The sequence below is a fragment of the uncultured Eubacterium sp. genome (assembly GCF_934295145.1).
Lineage (GTDB): Bacteria > Bacillota > Clostridia > Lachnospirales > Lachnospiraceae > Eubacterium_I.
In genome coordinates this window covers 37,559-58,466 of the sequence record NZ_CAKRAS010000001.1, presented here as the reverse complement: position 1 = coordinate 58,466, position 20,908 = coordinate 37,559, and the positions used below count along the sequence as shown (strand labels likewise).

Annotated in this window: 13 protein-coding genes; 1 reads left to right on the top strand and 12 read right to left on the bottom strand. The window is 43.2% G+C overall.

The genetic code is table 11. The features are described from left to right. Nucleotides 1–5 precede the first annotated feature (5 nt). The gene (locus Q0I54_RS00235) at nucleotides 6–1,004 is read right to left on the bottom strand and encodes an acyltransferase family protein (protein WP_367270759.1); all 999 of its coding nucleotides are present in this window, start codon (nucleotides 1,002–1,004) and stop codon (nucleotides 6–8) included. Nucleotides 1,005–1,337: 333 nt separating this feature from the next. On the opposite strand from Q0I54_RS00235, the gene htpG reads away from it, so the two are divergent. Then, nucleotides 1,338–3,395 carry a molecular chaperone HtpG gene (gene htpG, locus Q0I54_RS00230; protein WP_296115486.1) on the top strand — a complete coding sequence of 686 codons (2,058 nt, stop codon included), beginning with the start codon at nucleotides 1,338–1,340 and terminating at the stop codon, nucleotides 3,393–3,395. 210 nt (nucleotides 3,396–3,605) lie between these two features. On the opposite strand, the gene Q0I54_RS00225 is transcribed toward htpG, so the two are convergent. The 11 genes from Q0I54_RS00225 to Q0I54_RS00175 all read right to left on the bottom strand — a co-directional run bounded on the left by Q0I54_RS00225 (nucleotide 3,606) and on the right by Q0I54_RS00175 (nucleotide 20,882). Beyond that, nucleotides 3,606–5,231: a M23 family metallopeptidase gene (locus Q0I54_RS00225; protein ID WP_296115485.1), complete on the bottom strand. Its 1,626-nt coding sequence runs from the start codon at nucleotides 5,229–5,231 to the stop codon at nucleotides 3,606–3,608. A 21-nt stretch (nucleotides 5,232–5,252) separates the two neighbouring features. Then, entirely contained in the window at nucleotides 5,253–6,245 is a 993-nt protein-coding gene (locus Q0I54_RS00220; RefSeq protein WP_296115484.1) for a peptidyl-prolyl cis-trans isomerase, read from the bottom strand. Nucleotides 6,246–6,291: 46 nt separating this feature from the next. Continuing rightward, nucleotides 6,292–6,555: a glyoxalase gene (locus tag Q0I54_RS00215; protein WP_294782713.1), complete on the bottom strand. Its 264-nt coding sequence runs from the start codon at nucleotides 6,553–6,555 to the stop codon at nucleotides 6,292–6,294. A gap of 129 nt (nucleotides 6,556–6,684) precedes the next feature. Then, nucleotides 6,685–7,245 (bottom strand): nucleoside triphosphate pyrophosphatase, encoded by a 561-nt coding sequence (locus Q0I54_RS00210; protein ID WP_296115482.1) that lies wholly within the window; start codon nucleotides 7,243–7,245, stop codon nucleotides 6,685–6,687. 36 nt (nucleotides 7,246–7,281) lie between these two features. Then, on the bottom strand, nucleotides 7,282–10,839 hold the full coding sequence (gene addA, locus Q0I54_RS00205; RefSeq protein WP_296115480.1) for a helicase-exonuclease AddAB subunit AddA: 3,558 nt from the start codon (nucleotides 10,837–10,839) through the stop codon (nucleotides 7,282–7,284). Next, the gene (gene addB, locus Q0I54_RS00200) at nucleotides 10,829–14,311 is read right to left on the bottom strand and encodes a helicase-exonuclease AddAB subunit AddB (RefSeq protein ID WP_296115478.1); all 3,483 of its coding nucleotides are present in this window, start codon (nucleotides 14,309–14,311) and stop codon (nucleotides 10,829–10,831) included. The genes addA and addB overlap by 11 nt, the downstream gene beginning before the upstream one ends. Before the next feature lie 103 nt (nucleotides 14,312–14,414). Beyond that, on the bottom strand, nucleotides 14,415–15,062 hold the full coding sequence (locus Q0I54_RS00195; protein WP_296115476.1) for a DUF1847 domain-containing protein: 648 nt from the start codon (nucleotides 15,060–15,062) through the stop codon (nucleotides 14,415–14,417). Between the two features lie 28 nt (nucleotides 15,063–15,090). Further along, nucleotides 15,091–16,143 (bottom strand): Rpn family recombination-promoting nuclease/putative transposase, encoded by a 1,053-nt coding sequence (locus Q0I54_RS00190; protein WP_296115475.1) that lies wholly within the window; start codon nucleotides 16,141–16,143, stop codon nucleotides 15,091–15,093. Nucleotides 16,144–16,619: 476 nt separating this feature from the next. Beyond that, nucleotides 16,620–18,788: a 1,3-beta-galactosyl-N-acetylhexosamine phosphorylase gene (gene gnpA / locus Q0I54_RS00185; protein ID WP_296115474.1), complete on the bottom strand. Its 2,169-nt coding sequence runs from the start codon at nucleotides 18,786–18,788 to the stop codon at nucleotides 16,620–16,622. 247 nt (nucleotides 18,789–19,035) lie between these two features. Further along, complete coding sequence (locus Q0I54_RS00180) at nucleotides 19,036–19,866, bottom strand: undecaprenyl-diphosphate phosphatase (RefSeq protein ID WP_296115473.1); 831 nt, start codon at nucleotides 19,864–19,866, stop codon at nucleotides 19,036–19,038. 191 nt (nucleotides 19,867–20,057) lie between these two features. Continuing rightward, nucleotides 20,058–20,882, bottom strand: coding sequence for an alpha/beta hydrolase (locus Q0I54_RS00175; RefSeq protein ID WP_296115472.1), 825 nt, complete (start codon nucleotides 20,880–20,882; stop codon nucleotides 20,058–20,060). Between the last annotated feature and the right edge of the window lie 26 nt (nucleotides 20,883–20,908).

Sequence of the window (20,908 nt, the reverse complement as noted above, 5' to 3'; positions counted from 1 at the left end):
CTAACTTACTTCTTCCGATTCCCATAATACGGAATCGCAATTTTTCGCAGCAACCGTTCAAATCCATTCCAGGAAAGTCCCAGTGTCAGTCCCACTGAAATCAGCAGCTGCCAGCCAATCTTATTAAATATCCAGTCATTAAACGGCGTATACATCAGAATCAAAATTACGACCGTATGTAACAGATAAACACTCAGCGTATTTTTTCCAATCGTCTCTATCACCGGAATCCGTTTCGTCGGCACCCATACAATCAGAATCCAGATCCACAAAAAGGCGATAATCCATGCCAGAATTCGTGTATACCAGGTATATACACCGCCATCAAAGCTTTCTGTTCCCCAGAATAACTTTCTTGTACTCACTCTGCTGATCAAAATAAACCCTGCAATAATTCCAACTGCAAGAAACGCTGTTGCAATTTTTGCCTCTTTCGGATTTCTCTGTTTCCCATAATGAAGAAAAAATCCGCCATCTTTTTCATAATATCCGGCAAGAAAAAACGGTAAAAAGTTCATAATTCTGGACATTGCCATAAAGTTTTCCGTATCCGGATTGTAACCGATCACAATGCCACGCACCATTGATAAAAGCAGATAAGCCACCCGGTGCCGCTTGTTTTTCGTGTCAAATACCGGCAGCAAAAGCTGGTAAATAATCATTGCCATCAAATACCACAGCGTCCAGCGTGGTGTAAAAAACTGCATGTCGATTTTCACCGGATGTCCCCACATGATACTGTCCAATATGAAATCCAGCAAAAAACGAAGCAGCTGAAATACAATGTACAGTGGAAAAATCCTGGATAAAATTTTCTTTGGATCTACTTTCGCAAAATAACCGGATACAAAAATAAAAGCCGGCATATGAAAACTGAATATGATCTTATAAATAACATCCACTTCCGGTGTATCTGCAAAGGTACTGATCATGTGCCCGAATACTACCAGAAAAATCAACAAAGCCTTTATATTGTCAAAATGATAATTTCTCTCTCCTGCTATGTCTGTTCACCCCTTTTTTTATATTTATCCCGTAGTGAGTATACCGTCTTTTTACAAAAACCGCAAGCAAGTTCAAGAAGTATCGCCCGCAAACGAATTTACTTTTCTGGCTCATTTTGTTTATCCCTTCTTGAAACGAGTTCAAGAAGTATCGCCCGCTAGCGGGCTCTGTTAGCACTCATTTTCAAAGAGTGCTAATTTTCTATTGACTTTTCATTTTTCGAGTATTATAGTGTATTTATGCTTTCAGAAGTCCCTCTTTTCATCAGGATTTTTGAACCAAAAACGTTAATTTTTCAAAAATATTTATAAAAAGAAACAGGAGTGATATGTATGAGTAACAAACACGGAAGTCTTTCCATTAACAGTGACAACATTTTTCCGATCATCAAAAAATGGCTCTATTCTGACCACGACATTTTCTATCGTGAGCTTGTATCCAACGGCTGTGATGCCATCACAAAACTGAAAAAACTTGATATGATGGGCGAATACACACTGCCGGATGATTACGAGGCAAAAGTAGAAGTACGTGTCAACCCGACAGAAAAAACATTAAAATTTATCGATAACGGTCTTGGTATGACTGCCGATGAAGTAGAAGAATATATTAACCAGATCGCATTTTCCGGAGCAACTGATTTCCTTGAGAAATACAAAGACAAATCCAACGACGATCAGATCATCGGTCATTTCGGACTTGGCTTCTACTCTGCATTCATGGTAGCTGACGAAGTTCATATCGATACTCTTTCCTATCAGGATGGTGCTAGACCGGTTCACTGGGAATGTGATGGCGGTACAGAATTTGATATGAAGGACGGTAATAAGACAACGGTTGGTACTGAGATTACTTTGTTCTTAAATGAGGATTGTCTGGAGTTTGCCAACGAATACCGTGCAAGAGAAGTACTGACAAAATACTGCTCTTTCATGCCGACAGAGATTTATCTCGTAAATGAAACTGCAGAACCGGAATATGAAACCATTCTTCCGGAAGAGAAAACAGACAAAGATACCGTCATTGAGACGATTATCGAAGAAGCCAAAACAGAAGAAAAAGAAAACGAGAACGGCGAAAAAGAAATCGTAGAAGTATCTCCGCGTACGGAAAAATTAAAGATTTTAAAACGTCCGGTTCCGATTAACGATCCGCATCCACTCTGGACCAAACATCCAAATGAGTGCACAGATGAGGACTACAAAGAATTTTACCGCAATGTATTCCATGATTACAAAGAGCCATTATTCTGGATTCATCTGAACATGGATTATCCGTTCAACTTAAAAGGTATCCTCTACTTCCCGAAGATCAATACCGAGTATGATTCCATTGAAGGCACCATTAAGCTGTATAACAACCAGGTATTTATCGCAGACAACATCAAAGAAGTCATTCCGGAATTCCTGATGCTCTTAAAAGGTGTCATTGACTGCCCGGATCTGCCACTGAATGTATCCAGAAGTGCACTTCAGAACGATGGATTTGTCAAGAAAATTTCTGAGTACATTACCAAGAAAGTGGCTGATAAACTCACAGGTATGTGCAAGACAGATAAAGAAAGCTATGAAAAATACTGGGATGACATCAGCCCGTTCATCAAATTCGGCTGTTTAAAAGATGAGAAATTCTGTGACCGTATGAACGACTACATCCTCTTCAAGGATATCAATGACAAATACATGACGCTTCCGGAACTTTTAAAAGAGAAAGAAGAAAAAGAAGCGGAAGCAAAAGATGAAAATACCGATGATAACGCTGATAATACGGAGGAACAGAAAGATACCCGTGAGACCATCTACTATGTAACAGATAAGAACCAGCAGGGACAGTACATTCGTATGTTCAAGGAATCTGACATGAACGCGGTCATCCTTGATCACAACATTGATACTTCCTTCATCACTCAGTTAGAGCAGCGGAATCAGAATTACAAATTCATGCGTATCGATGCTGATGTAACCGATGCACTGAAAGAAGAAGTATCTGAGGAAGATATGAAATCCGCACTGGATACTCTGACAGAGACATTCCGCACCGCTCTTGGCAAAGAAAATCTGGATGTAAAAGTAGAGAAATTAAAAGACGCTTCTATCTCATCCATGATCACACTCTCCGAAGAGGGACGCCGTATGCAGGATATGATGAAGATGTACAATATGTACGGCATGGATCCGTCCATGTTCGGTGGCAATGAGACATTGGTTCTGAATGTCAACAACAAACTGGTTCAGTACATTCTTGATCACAAAAATAGCGAACATGTACCAATGTTCTGTAAACAGCTTTATGATCTGGCTATGCTTTCCAACCAGCCGCTTTCGCCAGAGGCTATGACAGCATTCATTAACCGAAGCAATGAGGTTATGATGATTCTGGCTGATAAATAAATTTTAAGAACAACTTTATATTGTAGTATTAATGAAGCCCTTTATTTTGCATCACGCAGGCTAAAACGCCTGCTTAGATGAAAAATAAAGGGTTTCTATTTACATGCTTTATCGTAATTCAGTTGTCCTGACATAAGCATCCCCCTACCCACCGCTTAGTGTTCTACGCACTTGAAGCGGGGGAATGCTTATTCTGCGTTCAATTTTCTATTATTTCGGTGTCACCATCGTTAACGGATCAACATAGGTTCCATTCACTCTGAATCTAAGATCCAAATGATTTCCCGTTGCATCTCCGGTCATTCCAACATATCCGATCACGTCACCCTGTGCCACCTTCTGTCCCACTTTTACATTCAGTGCGGAACAATGCAAATACATCGTATGTACGCCATTTCCGTGATCAATTTCGATGTTATTGCCGAAACTGCTGCTTAATTCTGCTTTGATTACTGTTCCGGCTGCACATGCCTTAATTGATGTTCCCGCCGGTGCAGGAATGTCAATTCCACCATGATATTCATAGCCATGATATGGGCAGACGCGATATCCAAATTTTGAACTTAAGGTTGTGTATCCGTTTAACGGCCACAGATAATCTGATTTCTGATCATCACTGTTATCTTTGCTGTCGCTGTCATTTTTGGAATCATTTTTATTGTCATCTTTTCTGGTGTCATCCGGTTTTACGTACTGAACCTGACCATTAACTACTTTGCACTTCACACCATTCCACACGGTTGTTCCATTATAGGAGAAATCAACTTTTCCTCCTCTGAGATACCAGATACCGTTTTCATTTTCAGCTGCACCATTAAAATTGAAGCTGACTTTTCCGTCCTCAATCTTCCACCAGCCATTTTCGTTTTTTGCTACGGTATTTGCAGTGAAATCCACTTTTCCGTTGCGCACCAGCCACCAGCCGTTCTCATTTTTCGCCACGCCAGTGTAATTATAGTTGACTTTTCCGCCTTCAATCTTCAGCCATTCTGTTCCGACTTTCACGATTCCGTTGCAGTTAAAGTTGACTTTTCCGCCTTCAATCTTCCACCAGCCGTTTTCATTCTCGGCGATTCCATTGTAATTAAAGTTTACCTTTCCGTTTTCGATCTTCCACCAACCGTTTTCGTTTTTTGCTACGGTATTTGCGGTGAAATCCACTTTTCCGTCACGCACCAGCCACCAGCCGTTTTCATTTTTCGCTACAGTATTTGCAGTAAAATCTACTTTTCCGTTGCGCACCAGCCACCAGCCGTTCTCATTTTTTGCTACGCCGGTGTAATTATAATTGACTTTTCCGCCTTCGATCTTCAGCCATTCTGTTCCGACTTTTACGATTCCATTGCAGTTAAAGTTGACTTTGCCACCTTCGATCTTCCACCAGCCGTTTTCGTTTTCAGCAATTCCGTTGTAATTAAAATTAACCTTGCCATCTTCGATTTCCCACCAGCCATTCTCGTTTTTCGCTACGGTATTTGCTGTAAAATCTACTTTTCCATTGACAATCCGCCACCAGCCGTTTTCATTTTTCGCCACACCGGTATATTTAAAATCTACATCACCGTTTGTGATCTTCCACCAGCCGTTCTCATTTTTTGCTACGGTATTTGCCGTTTTATCAATTTGTCCATTTACATATAAATGCCATGTATTGGTCACCAGATCTTTACAAACCCCGTTCAGTACTTTTGTCTCTGTCTCATCTGTATCTGTACTGCCGCTGTTGTCTGTCGTAGTTTCAGTTGCTGTCGGTTCCGCCATGGCCGGTACTGTAAAACCGGTCATGGCTGTCCCTGCAACCAATGCAACAGCTAAAAGTTTCTTCCATTGTTTCATTCTTATAACTTCCCTGTCCTGCTACTGTTGTTCTGCAGAAAAATACTGCTGATATACTTCCATGAAAGATGCACTATCAAGCTTCAGCGAAGTATCTACCGTCACACTTGACCATACATCCTGATTTTCCTTGGAGCTCAACTGATTCATATATTCTGCATAAGTATTTGTCACTGCATCAGACATACGTTTTTCCAGCACATCTTTTTTGTGCGCGTCTGTCAGTTCCGCATCAAAAGCACTGCTGCAGTAAAAAATATAATAGCCACCGTCAATTTCTATCACATCTGTGATGCCGCCATCTGTCAGCGCAAATAATTTTTCCGACACATCATCAGAAAATGTGGTGCGGTTCACATTGATGTCCACACTATCTGCTTCATTGGCGGTCTGCGCCAGTGTCTCAAAATCAGTTCCGCCCTGAAGCTGCGCCAGATATGTCTGCGCTTTTGTCTGATCTGTCGTATAGATCTGTTTTAACTTCATCACCCGGGCTTCGTCATCACTGACTTCCTGATTTACTTCTGTTTTCAAAGTCTCATACAGTTTTTCTGCCAGCACATAACGTTCAAACAGTTTTTCCGTCTGTTTTTCGCTGAGTCCAATGTACTCACGCTCCGTGTCATCCAGACCATCCCGATATGTTTTGGCTGCTTCTGAAACTTTTTTCTGTTCATCCTCAGATAATGTCACTTCTTTTTCGGAAGCGATCACATCCAGCGTATACACCTGCGCCATCTGAGCAAGCGTCAGATTTTTGATATATTCTTCCAGACTCTGCTCCTGTCCGTAATCATGCTCCCACATGTCGATGCCGTACAGATTACTGTACTCTTTCTGATAATTCATCAGAATTGCTTTCGCATCTTCCTGACTGCAGCTTTCACTGCCAACCTTAAATACCGGCTTGGAAATGATTGCCGCCAGTGGACTGCTGCAAGCACCAAGAAATGTACTGCACACCAGCACAACTGCAAGTGCACCTGCTTTTTTTCTCATATTTCTACTTTTCAATCAACTATTCTCCTATTAATGGAATCTTATAATCATACCTCATTTTTTAGGCATCTACTACCAGATAACGTCCATCCGGAAGTTTAAACACTTCGTCTGCCTGCTCCAGTTCTTCTTTACTCATGCCGGAAATATCTGCTCCGGTCTCGTCAAAGTACTCCCGTACTTCTTTGAGATTTTTGCATACTGCTGCCATGCACATATCCAGAAAATCTTCTGCTTCTTCCGGTGTCTCTGCAACTTTCTCCGGAAAAAGTTTTAACTGGTCTTTTAAAAATGTTTCAATACATACTTTATCGTATTCGCCCATGGTACTGTTCTCCATTTCAAAATTTTCGTTTTTTCATGTGAAATGATGCTTTGTCATCCTAGCAGGACAAAACACCGTTATTTTTAATATACCATTGTTGTATCTTTCTCGCAACCGGAAATAGTCCTTCTAGTTTTTTAGTTCATGATATAACCGTGCAATTGGTAAACCAACCACATTGTTATAATCACCGTGGATTTCACGGACATACAGACCTCCCCTGCCCTGAATTCCGTAAGAACCGGCCTTGTCCATCGGCTCTCCGGTGGACACGTACTGATTGATCTCTTCTTCTGTCATTGGATAAAAGACCACATCTGTTTTTTCAAAAAAACAGTGCACGTCTTCTGTTCGGTTTTCTCTTTTCCAGATGCAGACCCCGGTATACACCTGATGTTTATTGCCCTGCAGCATGCGGAGCATCCTTTTTGCATCTTCTGCATCTTTTGGCTTTCCGAGAATCTTCTGGTCATAAACAACCACGGTGTCTGCCCCCAGAATACACACATTTCCTTCCGTTTTTCCTGCGATCTCCGCTGCTTTCTGCTGCGCCAGTTCCATTACGGCACGCTCCGGCAGCACTTCTGTAATCTTTTCTTCTCCCTGTGACGGGCATACTTCAAATTCCAATCCCATCTGTGACAGCAGTTCGCGCCGTCTCGGGGAGGCTGATGCTAAAACAATCTTCATCTACATATTCTCCAATTCAATAACTGCACATATTTTTTATGAAAGCTGTATCGTCTCTGCCAACGCAAAGGAATAGATCAAAATCTCTTTTACTGGCTTTCCATCTCCAAATCGGCTCAATGCATCCGCATAAAGCTCTAACTGTTTTTTATATCGGCGCACCAGTTCCTGCGCATGATCCACTCGGTCTGTTTTATAATCCAACAGTACAATACCGTCCGCTTCTTCCCAGAACACATCTATGATACCCTGAATCAGCACTTCTTCTTCCGGGTGACTCTCCTCCCAGACCAGATTTGCCGGAACAAACATTACAAATGGTTTTTCCCTCTCTAACGTGCCCTTCATTGCTGCATCTCGCATCCGTTTTGCGGTATCGCTCTGCAAAAATTCAAGCAGTTTCTTCCAGTTTAAGCGCTTCGCGTCGGCTTCCTGCATACGTCCAAGTGCACAAAATGCATCGATCTGCTGTTTTACAAAATACAAACCCCGTTTCTCTTCCATAAAATCCGGAAGTTCTGCAAAATCCAGACATTCCAGGAAACGGTGTACCATCGTTCCATACAGTGCACCCGCATTTTCCTTGGCTTCCTGCACAAACCGTGGCAGATATGGGGAAACAATTTCCTGCGGGAATAACGGTTCCGCTGTATTCAGTGTCTGATTCTCTGACTCACTGCGTTCTTCTATCGCCCGGTGCTTAAGTTCGGATACTGATACTTTCTGTTTATGTTTTCCTTCCTCCAGCCAGGCATATTTCCATTCAAACCGATTTTCCAGCTTCTGCATCTCCTCTTTTGACACATCCTGCAGTGCTTCCAACAAATTCCTGTGCTGCTCTGCCGCATCATGCAGCTGCCGCTGTTGTTCAGAAAGCATCTGTTCCTCATCCCAGATTGTATAGTCATAGGCCCCATTTTCCATGCCAAGCACCGGCAGTACCCAGTCCCAGTAACATCTCGCATCATACCGGGTCGAAAACGGCACTTTTTCCTCCCTGCCGTATCCAGGAAACTGTCCCTTTTCCGGAAGTTTGCAGCTTCCCGCAAGGATCAGTTTTTCCTTTGCTCGAGTCAGTGCCACATAAAGCACACGCAGTTCCTCCCCCAGATTTTCCCGTTTGGCTTCCATGGCAAAAATCTGATGAATCAGTGTATTCGCCTTAGTTCGCTTCTCACAGTCATACCATTTTAGACCGATACCAAATTCCGGGTGAAAGATTATGCTGCTGTTCAGATCCTGTTCATTAAATTTTTTCCCCATTCCGCAGACAAATACCACAGGGAACTCCAGACCTTTACTTTTGTGAATACTCATCAGGCGGACCGCATTTTCCTGCTCACTGATAATTTCCGCCTCACCATAATCAATATCATATTTCATCAGACGGTCAATGTAACGGATAAAGTGAAACAGACCGTGATAACTCGTCTGCTCATAGGCAACTGCTTTTTCCATCAGCATATCAAGGTTGGCCCGACGCTGCTCTCCGGCCGGAAGCGCTGTCACATAGTTGCGGTAGCCGCTCTCGTCCAAAATTTCCTGCAGTAATCTATGGATCGGTGTATATGGAATGCGTCTGCGAAACTTCTGAAGCATTTCCTGAAATGCACAGATTTTTTCTGCCAGATGCTGCGTCTGCTCCACACATTGATAAAATGGCAGGTTCGGATATTCTGCCCGGATTTGAGCCAATTCATCGGAAGTAAATTTACCAAAATAGGATTTCATCACTGCTGCCAGTGGGATATCCTGACATGGATTATCCAGCACACGAAGCAATGATAACACCGTTTGCACTTCTGTCGCTGAAAAATATCCCGTTTTGGATGATACGATCAGTGGAATTCCTTCCTGTTCAAACACTTTCTGATAAGTCTCCGCCCAACCGGACATGGATCGCAGTAAAATCACAATATCTTTATAAGTAAGCCCCGGCAGCTTCTGCTGATCGACCATCTGTCGGATCCGACCTGCCACCGCAAACGCTTCCTGCTCTCTTCGATCTGTGCTTCCGCCATCCGCCGGAACCAGTAAAAGTTCCGGTTTACAACATGCCACATCTTCATATTCTGGATACTCCGCACCGGCGTACAAAGCAGCTTCCGCATCATAACCAACGTTTCCGAGATCTGTCGCCATCAATGGATAGAAAATATCATTGACCGCATCCACCACTTCCCTTCGGCTTCGGAAATTTCGATGCAGATCAATGCGCTGCCGGCTGCTCTCCTCCGTGGAAAAACGCTCATATTTTTCCATAAAGAGTTCCGGTCTGGCCAGTCGGAAACGATAAATACTCTGTTTCACATCACCAACCATAAACAAATTTTCACGTCCACATTTCACGCCGGAAACAGCTGTCAGAAGCGTTTCCTGCACATAGTTGCTGTCCTGATACTCATCGATCATAACTTCTTTGAACTGCTGCTGATACTCCAGTGCCGTCTCCGTCAGTTCTTTTGTCTCAGGGTCCACCAGCACCCGCAGCGCATTGTGCTCCACGTCGGAAAAATCCATCATATTTTTCAGCTGTTTTTCCTGATAAAAACGTTTTGCAAAGGCCTGCGTCACCGTCACCAGCATCCGCACCATCCCAGAAGTCTGATTCAGTCTCTCCAACTGTATTTCTAACGGTGTGGCAAAGATTGTTTTTTTCCATTTGTCCACCTGTTTCTTCATCCGGTCACGCCCGGACATGACAGCCTCTTTCTTCTGCTCACTGCCCTCGTATTTTCTGGCACTTCCGATATTTTTAAATTTAATCCCGGACAGAACTTCCTGCCACTGGGAATAATGTGTAAACTCTGCCAATCCGCGCAGCTGGCGCAGATCATCCTGAATGGACGCCTCATACATATACGGCCCATCTGCTTCCTGGGTCAGTTCCAGCAGTTCTTCATGTGCACGGATCAGATCCCCGATCCGCACTTTCATGTAAGCCAGAAAATCCTGCACCCACGGTTTTTGCTCCAGTTCGTTCTCATCCGCAGCCTCATACTGCTGCACACAGGATGCCAGCCATTCCTCCGGCCAGGGATAGCTCTCGGCATAATCATATAATTTCAGCACCATTTCCTTGATCTGCAGATCATCTTTCGCTCTGGAATAACTATCTGCAAACCGTAGAAACTCCGGATCTGCTTTTTCGTAAAACTCTTCCAGAACCGCCTCGCAGACATCTTCCCGCAGCAGTTTTAACTCGCCCTCATCTGCGATACGAAATCCCGGTTCCAGATCGATTTTGTGAAAATGATCCCGCAAAATCCGGATGCAGAAACTGTCAATAGTAGTAATCTGTGCGTTGTGCACCAGAGTCAGCTGACGCTGCAAATGCTGATTGTAAGGATCCTTCTCCAGCGCCGCCTCAATGGCTGCGCCAACACGCTCCCGCATTTCCGCCGCTGCCGCATTCGTAAACGTCACAACCAACAGCCGGTCGATATCCATCGGATCCGTCTCATCGGTCACCATGGAAATAATACGCTGAACCAGCACCGCCGTTTTTCCAGAACCGGCAGCCGCAGAGACAAGCAGACTCCGATTTCTCAGATTGATGACTTTTTCCTGTTCTTTTGTCCACTTAACGCTCATCCGACTGACCTCCTTCCCGATAAATATCACTCCAGATTTCCTCTTCCTGCAATTTTTTGTTTTTTTGGTAACGATACCCCTCAATCTTCGGATCAAAACCGCACACACTGTGATACGGACAATAGTCGCATCCGGTTCTCGTCTCCATCTGATACGGACGGATATTGATCTCTCCCTCCAGGATCTGCTCTGCCGCCGCACAGATTTTCCGGTTCACGAAGGACGTCAGCGCATGGAAATCGATTCTGGTGGCTCCCGAAGTTCCTCGCTTACTGACAGTTCCGTCTTTTTTCAATGTCAGCGGAATCACTTCTGATTTTCCCTGTAAGCCCACATCCATCTGCTCATAAGCTTCCTGCTCCAGGCTGACCAGACCATTCAGACGCAGTTCGCTCAAGATGTTTTCCATAATTTTTTCTTCGTCCTCGCCGTCCGCATCCACCATCGGATCATCCATCCGATAGTAAAAAATACCAGCCGGAACGATTTCTTTTCCCGGATGTGTCCTCTTTAACTGCTCCATGGCTGCGTTCAGATACACCACAAGCTGCAGCTGCTGTCCATAATACAGATTCAACAGCTGAAACGTTGTTTTTCCGGATTTATAATCAATGATGCGTACATAAACAGCATCCTCCGTCTCACGAGTATCCATACGGTCAATTTTTCCCACAAGACGCATTTTGTGTTCCTCATCCAGTATCATATTTTCCACATTTAACTCATTTACCTGCACAAAATCCACTTCGTACCCCGACGGTTTGAAGGTTCCGTGCCGAATCTGTTCGGTCAGTGCCCAGATGCTGCGCTTCATGATCCGATAGATCCGCTCCAGCACATAGGCACTTCTGGCAGACTCCAGCAACGACTCATTCGGCATGGAAAGTACCGCATCCTGCATGGCAGCCTTCAGCAGATCCTCCTGCTGCGGCTCCGTGATGGAATACCAGTCATAAGATTTCTCCAGACTTTCGCAATACCGCTGCAAAATCTCATGGAACATGCTTCCCATATCCAGCGCCGCAAAGCTGTAAGTCTCCCGCTCGGATAATTTCAGACCATATTCCAGAAAATGTGCATAAGCACAACGGGCAAATAATTCCAGACGTGTAACAGAATTTGTCAATACCGTTCCATACAGCTGTCGTGCGGTCTCAACTGCCAGCTCTTCCCCGGTAAACTGAGAAAATGCTGCCTCAAATAATTCCTTTACCACCGGTCCCCAGACCATTGAGCCGTCAAGGTACCGGTGCAGTGCCTTCCAATCATCCGTTATCTCACCTTCCCTTGCCGCTGCCAGTCCGGTCAGATAAGCATCAAGACTGCTCTTTGGTGTCAGTGGTATAAAGGCTTTCCCCGCCTCAATTTCCTGCACAGAAAGCTCCGGGAACAATTTCTGCAGTGTTCCGATCAGATAAGACGGTCGTGACGCTTTTTGCTGCGTATCCATCCGCGCATACGTCAGGTACAGCGCCTCCGACGGCTTCGTCATATTCAGATACAGATAGAAGCGCTGCAAGAAAGACTGCTCTCTGGCTGTTGGTGACAACTGCAATTTCTGCTCCTCGATCAGTTCCCTGTCATACTGGGACAAAATACCTCCATTTGCCGTACTTTTTGGAATCATACCATCGTTTACCCCAAGGAAAAACAGCACTTTTATACCTTCCAGACGGGTACGTTCAATATCGCCCAGAATCACACAGTCCGCTCCCGGCGGAATCGCGCCAACCTTTGCCGATGCAAAACCTTCCTCCAGCACGTCTGCATAATCCCGGACCGACAACTTTTCCTCACCCAGCAGATCCACCAGTTTGTCCAGCAGATCAATAACAATCTTGTAAATCTGGCGATACTGAGAAGCCAGCAGTTCCTCCCCGGTTTCCTCAAATGCTTCCTGCTGCTCTCTCATCTGTTCTTCCAGATGTAATGCGCAGAGCAGTTCGTACAGAGCCTTTGTCAGCTCTGATACCGTAATATCTTTTTGGGATGCCACCTGATAAAATGGCTCCATCATTTTCCAGAATTGCTCCCGCAGCTGATTGGCCCGGGACAGTTCTTCCTGCAATACCGTTTCTTCCATCCGGATTCGTCCCGTATGACGCATTGGTTTCAGGAACTTTTTCTTCCATTTGGAAGCACCACGGATTCCACGGGCCAGCACATAGTTTTCCAGAAAATCAATGTCTGCCTCCGCAAATCCGGACAGACCGGTCCGCAAAAAGCGAAAAACACTTTCATAGGAAAAATCTTTTTCCACAATTTCCAGTATCGCGCGAATCAGTTCAATGCATGGATGATACAAAATCGAAGTTTTCATATCCACAAAATATGGCATATCATACCGCGAAAACACAGACTGCGCATATTTTTCATAGCATTCCACATCACCGCACACAATGGCACATTCACTGTAACGATAGTCACATTTTCGCATCAGTTCAGAAATCTTCCATGCCGCAAATTCCAGTTCTTCCCGGGGTGTTGCCAACGAATGCACCTGCAGTTCTTCCCTGCATTCTCCCTTATACTGTAGCGTTCTCACCCGAAACAGATTCTGCTCCAAATGCTGCAAAGCAGATGCATTTGCCAGACGGCTCTGCGCTCCCGGTGCCAGAAACACTGCTTCCTCCACAGGGAAATGTTCTTCCTGCGCCGCCCGCAACAATGCTGCTGTCATCTTCCGACTCATATAAAACAGGTCCTGAATGCCTCGATCCTCCAGCGGATCTTCCCGCACATCCATCGTCACCGTCACATACATATCTTTCACCACATGCATGCAGCGGTGCAGTAACTTCATCTGTACCGGAGTAAATCCGGTAAACCCGTCAAATACGAACACCGCATCTCTCAGTAATCTTGAATCATCCACAGCCTCTGCCAGCACATCCAGCACACGCTCCGCTGTCACATACTGCCCCTGCAAATACTCCTCAAAAGCAGCATACATGGTATGCACATCCGATAATTTATAATACAGATTCGATTCCGGTTTTAACTGTTGTAAAAACGCTTCCAGCTCTTCTACGGAAATATCATACTGCATTAGCTCAGAAATCATGGATTTCAGTTCATTGATATATCCCATCTTCCGGATATTTCCACGCAAAACGGTCAGATCTTTGCCTTTTTCTTCCGCAATTTTACGCAGCACCAGACTTTTTCCGGTCTCTTCCATGACCGTATTCTGAATACCAAGTTCATCAAAAATACGGTACGCCAGACGTTCAAAACTGACTACGTCAATATTTACGATCACATGATTTTGTGACCGGCCTGCCAGTTCCCGCTGTGTCTGCATCGTAAACTGCTCCGGAACAATGACATAAAAATTGCGCCTGCGGTCTGCCTGCGCCATCTGAATGACTTTTTCATAAATATAGGTTGATTTTCCACTGCCGGAATTTCCGTAAATCAGCTGTAAGGCCATGTTTTTTGCTCCTGTTCTAAAAAAATTGTCTGCGCTCATCGTATCATGTTTCCTGTTTTTTCGCAAATGTTACACTGGTCTGTTCCAATCCCCTGATAACAAAAAAGGGAGTTTTTTTACATCCCCCTTTCTCATTTTTATTTTATTGTTCCTGCGGATATAATTTATTATGATAATATCCATCCGCCGCATACAGCGCTGCAACCGGATTGTGACCAAGCACGCGGTCTTTTACAACAAGTGTTGTTGTCAGTCCTTCGGCATATTTGTAAAACATACTGTCGTGTCCCACACATAATCCCATCACGATATTCAGATCTGTGTGCTCCGCATTCAGCATTTTTGCCTGCAAAATCGGATTGCACATGTTCACACCAGTGTTTTCACAAGTCTTCGGAATACCAACTTCTGTTTTGCGCACCGTGCCCGCCTTACAGGCCACGCCGTATACTTCAAATCCATGACTCCGCAAAATATTGGTCAGTGTGCGCGTTTCACGAATCAGTCCCACACAGGTAGCAATCCCAATTTTCTTTGCACCGATTCGTTTTGCAAATTCAATGGTCTCCTCCACACGGCACATCTGACAGTAATAATCGCTCTCCACGCCAGCTGCCGCAAGTGTTACTTTTTTATTTTCTTCGTCATCATATAAGCGGATCACTTCGCCCAGCAGCTTTTCGTCCATACCGGTTGTCAGGCAGAAGTCCGGATAATATTTGTTCATTTTATTACAATTTGTTACGCCACAATCGACACAGCTGTGGTGTAACGGATTCTTTTCGCCCATTCTTATATTCCTCCATATTCTTTTGCTACTATTTCTCTGCTAGAAGTTTTTCTAATTCACGAATGCGAGCGTCTTTCTCCGCTAATTCTGCTTCTTTTTTCTCTAATTCCTCATCTCTTTTCTTTAATACTGTTGCCATTTCCGCTTCTTTCTCTTCCGTTATTTTTTTACGGATTTCTTCGCCTCTTTTCTCTAGCTCCGCTTCCTTTTCTTTCGTTATTCTTTTACGGATTTCTTCGTCTCTTTTCTTTAATGCCTTACACATTTCCGCTTCTTTTTCTTCCGTTACTTTTCTTCGTATTTCTTCATCTCTTTTTTCTAACGCTCTACACATCTTCGTTGAACCTCCCTGTTCCTTATTGACCATTGTCTCATATAGTTTCTGATCACCTGCAAGAATTCCCGTTAATGACAAAATACTATTTTTGATTTTTCTGTCATCCGGTTCCTTCTCGGCATATATCTGTGTCAATGCATATTGCAAGTCCTGTAAATTCTGATCCGCAAAGGACAATTTTTTATCATGCCCTATATCAATCACATACAAGGGATAATCCGGTACACAGGTACAGATTCTATCATCTGCATCCAGATCCATCATATCATAAAGTGATGTCGGACCATCCCATGGCGTTTCCCCCGTGTAAAACACAACCGTAATAATTGGTGTTACAGTTGTTCCTTTTCCCACATTTGACAGCCGTTCCTCTATGGTCCATTCTGCCGGATCCTGTTGTTTCGCCTTTTCTGTTATTTCTGTGGAATACCCTAACACATCATATAACATTTTGCGGATCGGCATTGCGTAATGCACCTTATTCTGATCTTCTATCCCAAGTATCACCAGTGTCCCTATTTCTGTCTTCCTGACAATATCACGATATTTATTAATTTTCTGCTTCTTTCCATCTGTATTTTGAACCGTAACCGCATATGCTGTATCTGCAGGTTCTAACGCAGTGGAAGAAATAACATTTTCTCCCTGAAAAAGATACCCATTGAATAACGACGCAAACACTTCATCATTCTGAAAAAACTCCCTGAGTGCCTCGTTTGGCTTTGGCATTTTAATATTTGACATATTTTCTCCTTTTATTATAGTATAATTTTTTCGCAAAATATAGCGTTTTCTTTTTTCAATCCATCCCCTTCCTACGATTACATACTGTCATAATTATTAAAATCTCTCTGTCTGTTCGTTCTTCCTCTGGAAAATGCTCGAAATCATGAGCTTCCGAAATTCAGAAACCTGTCACCTGGCTAAATATAAGAAAATTTGTGCCGTTACATAGACTTGTAACCGCGTAGTTCTAAAATAACACAACTATATTTATTTTGCAATCAAAAATATTTACAAACTACAATGTCAAATTTTTGGTAGTTTTTACTAATTCATCATTATAGCAAAAAAGATGCCTGCTTTTATACAGACATCTTTTTTGCTATTCAGAGTTTTATTTTAGGAACAGAACATCTCTTATTCCAAACTAAATTGTAATTACACTTTTTTGTTAATTTCAAATACTCCAAACTAAATTGTAGTTTTTTACTGAAATTTTATATCTCATACCACTTAATTTCGTTTGCATCAAGATGCAGTTCAAAGCTGCTTCCATCTCCGCGGTAAACTACTGTATCCTGTGGTACATAAGTATTATTAACGACACAATATTTGCCATTTGCTACATATGCATGTACATCTACATTGAAATTCTCAGAATACCATTTTCTTAAGTTTGCTTCATCATGGCAGCTGTACATTACGCTTCGATGAAGGATTCGTGCATTTTCGAAGGAATATGGCAGACCGCTGATATAAACGGAGCGACCTTTTCCAAATTCATGCACAGCCATCTGGACTTCCTTGTCACGCTGTACCAGGATTTCTGTATCCTCGCGAGCAAACATGCTCTTTTTGCCTTCTCCAAAGTCCACATCTTTTGTACAATCTTCAAGGATAAAATGCTCCGGATGATTATCCCAATTATATTTGTCATAATTTAAGGTAAATCCGGTCTCTTTCTCCACACCGATCACATTGCCAAGCTGAATGTATCTGCCCTGATGCTGATGTCCGGTCGGCTCACCGACGCCGATAAATCCACCACCATTGTATACAAATCTCTGGATTGCTTCCACGATCTGCGGATCTTCCCACTCGTAACCACCGGTATGTGCGGTATCGCCATCACCTACATTAATGATAACATCAATATCATTTAAAATATCTGCATTTGCACGGATATCGTCAAAGTTGATGAATTTCACATCATATGGAGCGCCGCTCAGTGCTTCAATAACACCTGCATAACTGTAATTCTGTTTCTGATACAGTGCATGGTGTACCATATGGCAGCCCCAGGAACGCATCTTGCCCCAGCTGTTTAAAACCGCAACGGTTTTTACACAATATGGTGTGGTTCCTTTTGCATTCTCATACAATAAACGGAACTCATCACAAACGCTCTCAATATAATCAACGAAATCCGGGAATTCACAGGCAAGTTTTAAATATCCGCCGTATCCGATACGATCGATCGGTTTACGAAGAATTGCTCTTCTGGCTGTTACCCAGTTTTCTTTTGCTTCTTTTACCGGATCTCCACCTTCATGGAAGGTATCCGGGAAGAAATATGGTAAAAATCTTCCTTCTCTGTATTTTACACCTTCCACATCACTGATCAGACGCAGGGTAGAACCATTTCCGACACTTCCTACCAGCGCATCCAGACCGATTGTTTTGAACTCGTCCATAAACGGCTCTGTTCCGATCCAGTGATCGCCGAGGAACATCATCGCTTCTTTGCCTTCCTCGTGGGTAATATCTACCATCTCTTTTGCAAGTTTTGCAACTTCACGGCGCTGGAAAGCCTGGAAATCTTTGAACTCTTTGGACGGGATACGATACTGATTGTTAAAATATCCCTGATCAATAATATATTCCGGACGGAATTTGTAGCCAACTTCTTTTTCAAACTGTTCCAGAATGTATGGACTTACACTGGCTGAATATCCGTACCAGTCAACATATTTTTCCCTTGCAAGTTCGTCAAACACAAGCGTAAACTGATGGAAAAATGTCGTATAACGGATAACATTGACATGTGGATTTGCCTTGCAGAACTTCCGCAGACGCTCCATACTGAATTTATGTGTCTTTGGCTGACGCACATCAAATGTGATCTGATGCTCTACGTCTTTCCAGTCGTTGACAACGGCATTGTACATGTGCACCGGATCCCACATAATGTAAGCCAGAAAACTTACTGTATAATCATGGAATGGTGTAGCCGGATCAATGGTCACATCTCCGGTCTCTTCGGAATAAGACCAGTTGTCACAACTTACTACTTCCCCTGTGGTACGGTCGATGACTTCCCACCAGCGGCGAATGTCATCGCGGCTGTTTACTTTCAGCATTTCCGGATAAATACCGGTCATCAAATGAATGGATAATTTGTCAGATTCGGCAGTATAAAATTTTGTCATAATATAACACTGCTGAATCTCATCCGGGTTGGCTTTTGCCCACTCGTTATCCTTTCGCGTTGTATAATAAGTAGAATACACTTTCGCATCTACATCTTTTAATCCTTCCGGGTAATCGGTTCCATCGCAGTCACGAATGGCATCTGCACCCCAGCGTTTCATCAATTCCAGTGTTTCCGGAACGACATCGATATCTGTCGGGATTGTTACACGACCTGTCAGTTTCTGATCTCCCATCTTATTTTTCCTCCTCATGAATTTGGTCAGTCGTTTTATTCCAGACTGACTAACTATAAGTATTGTATCATTAAATTTGAGAGATTTCATCCGATATTTGTACAAAAAAGTTTTTAAAACTTGTAAAAAAAAGAACTAAATTGTTTTGTGGATATTTTATAGGTTATGAAAAGGCAGAGTCAGATTTGTCTCGGTCGCTGACAATCGCTCCTTGAGAAAAATCTGACTCTGCCTTATTGTACGTTACTTATCTTGTTGCAAGGAAATATCCGATTACTGCAATACCAAGTACGATTCGGTACCATCCAAATACTTTGAAGTCGTGTTTCTTGATATAGGACATCAGGAACTTGATTGCGATAATGGAAAGTACAAATGCTACGATCATACCAATTGCAAGTAATGCAACTTCTGAGGAATTAAATCCACCGCTGTATTTCAAAATTTTGATCGCGCTTCCGCCAAACATTGCCGGCACTGCAAGAAAGAACGTAAATTCTGCTGCCGCAGTTCTGGAAATACCAAGCATCAGAGAACCAACGATAGTGGAACCGGAACGGGATGTTCCCGGAAAAATTGCGGCGATCATCTGGAATACACCGATCAAAAATGCCTGACCATAAGAAATATCATCAATAGAATCTACTCTTGCTATTTTATTCTTATTCGCACGCTCTATTACAATAAATACAATACCTACCAGGATCAGCATGATTGCAACGGTCTGGTAATTGTAAAAATATTTTGTAAATACGTCATCCCAGAGGATTCCAACCACACCTGCAGGAATGGATGCAACGATGATTTTTACCCACATCTTGCATTTTCTGCGGCTGATATGTAAGCCATGCTTTGTAGACAGCGGAATCAGCTTATTCCAGTAAATAACTACTACCGCAAGAATTGCGCCCAACTGGATCACTACCAGAAACAAATCCAGAAATTCTTTGCTTACATTTAATTTTACAAATTCATCAAGCAAGATCATATGGCCGGTACTACTGATTGGAAGCCACTCTGTAATACCTTCCACAACACCAAATAAAATCGCTTTTAATACTTCGATTATTGTTAACATGTCAAAAAATCCTTTCATAATTTATTATCTACTTAATTTTTATGCCTAGAAGATTCTAACATGCTTCCCACAATATCTCAACTTAATTTTTTATGAGTATTTCTTTTCTGATTTCTAAACAGACCTGACCAGCCTCATCCGATTACTTTTTTGATGTAATAGAAAATCATATTTTTCCTCTTCATCAAGCACTATGCAAACAATCCTTCTAACCAAGTCTGAGCCAGATTAATCCAGCTCTGACACTCCTTTTGTACTCCGATTCCGTTGGCACGGCAGGTTTCTTCATTTGCAAGAGAAATTCCGTGTCCTCCCACCGGGTAAATATGCAATTCTGCGGAAACGCCCTGCTGCAGACAGGACTGAAAAAAGTAAAGTGAATTTTCTACAGGTACTGTTTCATCCGTTGATGTATGCCATAAAAACGTTGGTGGTGTATCAGGCGTCACACAGTTTTCCAGTGAAAGTTCTTCCTTTTTCTCTTCATACTGTTCTCCCAGCAAATTTCGAAAAGATCCTTCATGTGCTTTTTCCCCGGAAGTGATAACTGGGTAGCACAATAATAACCCTGCTACGCGAAGCTGTTCCGGATCATTCTCCATCCCCATGCGTTTTGTCAAAAACGGACTGTTCCAGGCAATGCCATAATTGGCAGCCAGATGTCCTCCTGCCGAACATCCCTGTAATACAATTTTCTCCGGATCAATATGGTATTCTTCTGCATGATATTTCAGATATAATACGCTTTCTGCTACCTGCTGCAATGCCACCGGATAACGCACCGGACTGACACTGTAACGCAAAATGGCAACATGATAGCCCATAGCAAGAAACTGCATGGCCATCGGTTCTGCCTCCCGGTCGGAAGTCATTTCATAGCCGCCTCCCGGGCACATCAGAATAACCGGGCGTTTTTCGTTTGGACGCATCTCAATGGAGCTGTCCAGAAAATAGGTGTATAAGTAGCCGGCGGCTTCGGTGCCGCGGGCTTGGATTTCAATTTTTTTGTGTATCATGTATGCATTCCTCCCATAGTACTCTG

Excerpts from the sequence above, each read along its gene's own strand:
- Q0I54_RS00190 (WP_296115475.1), bottom strand. The coding sequence starts at position 16,143 with ATGTCAAATATTAAAATGCCAAAGCCAAACGAGGCACTCAGGGAGTTT.
- htpG (WP_296115486.1), top strand. The coding sequence starts at position 1,338 with ATGAGTAACAAACACGGAAGTCTTTCCATTAACAGTGACAACATTTTT.
- Q0I54_RS00215 (WP_294782713.1), bottom strand. The coding sequence starts at position 6,555 with ATGGGCGAATACGATAAAGTATGTATTGAAACATTTTTAAAAGACCAG.
- gnpA (WP_296115474.1), bottom strand. The coding sequence starts at position 18,788 with ATGGGAGATCAGAAACTGACAGGTCGTGTAACAATCCCGACAGATATC.
- addA (WP_296115480.1), bottom strand. The coding sequence starts at position 10,839 with ATGAGCGTTAAGTGGACAAAAGAACAGGAAAAAGTCATCAATCTGAGA.
- Q0I54_RS00180 (WP_296115473.1), bottom strand. The coding sequence starts at position 19,866 with ATGTTAACAATAATCGAAGTATTAAAAGCGATTTTATTTGGTGTTGTG.
- Q0I54_RS00195 (WP_296115476.1), bottom strand. The coding sequence starts at position 15,062 with ATGGGCGAAAAGAATCCGTTACACCACAGCTGTGTCGATTGTGGCGTA.
- addB (WP_296115478.1), bottom strand. The coding sequence starts at position 14,311 with ATGAGCGCAGACAATTTTTTTAGAACAGGAGCAAAAAACATGGCCTTA.
- Q0I54_RS00225 (WP_296115485.1), bottom strand. The coding sequence starts at position 5,231 with ATGAAACAATGGAAGAAACTTTTAGCTGTTGCATTGGTTGCAGGGACA.
- Q0I54_RS00210 (WP_296115482.1), bottom strand. The coding sequence starts at position 7,245 with ATGAAGATTGTTTTAGCATCAGCCTCCCCGAGACGGCGCGAACTGCTG.
- Q0I54_RS00175 (WP_296115472.1), bottom strand. The coding sequence starts at position 20,882 with ATGATACACAAAAAAATTGAAATCCAAGCCCGCGGCACCGAAGCCGCC.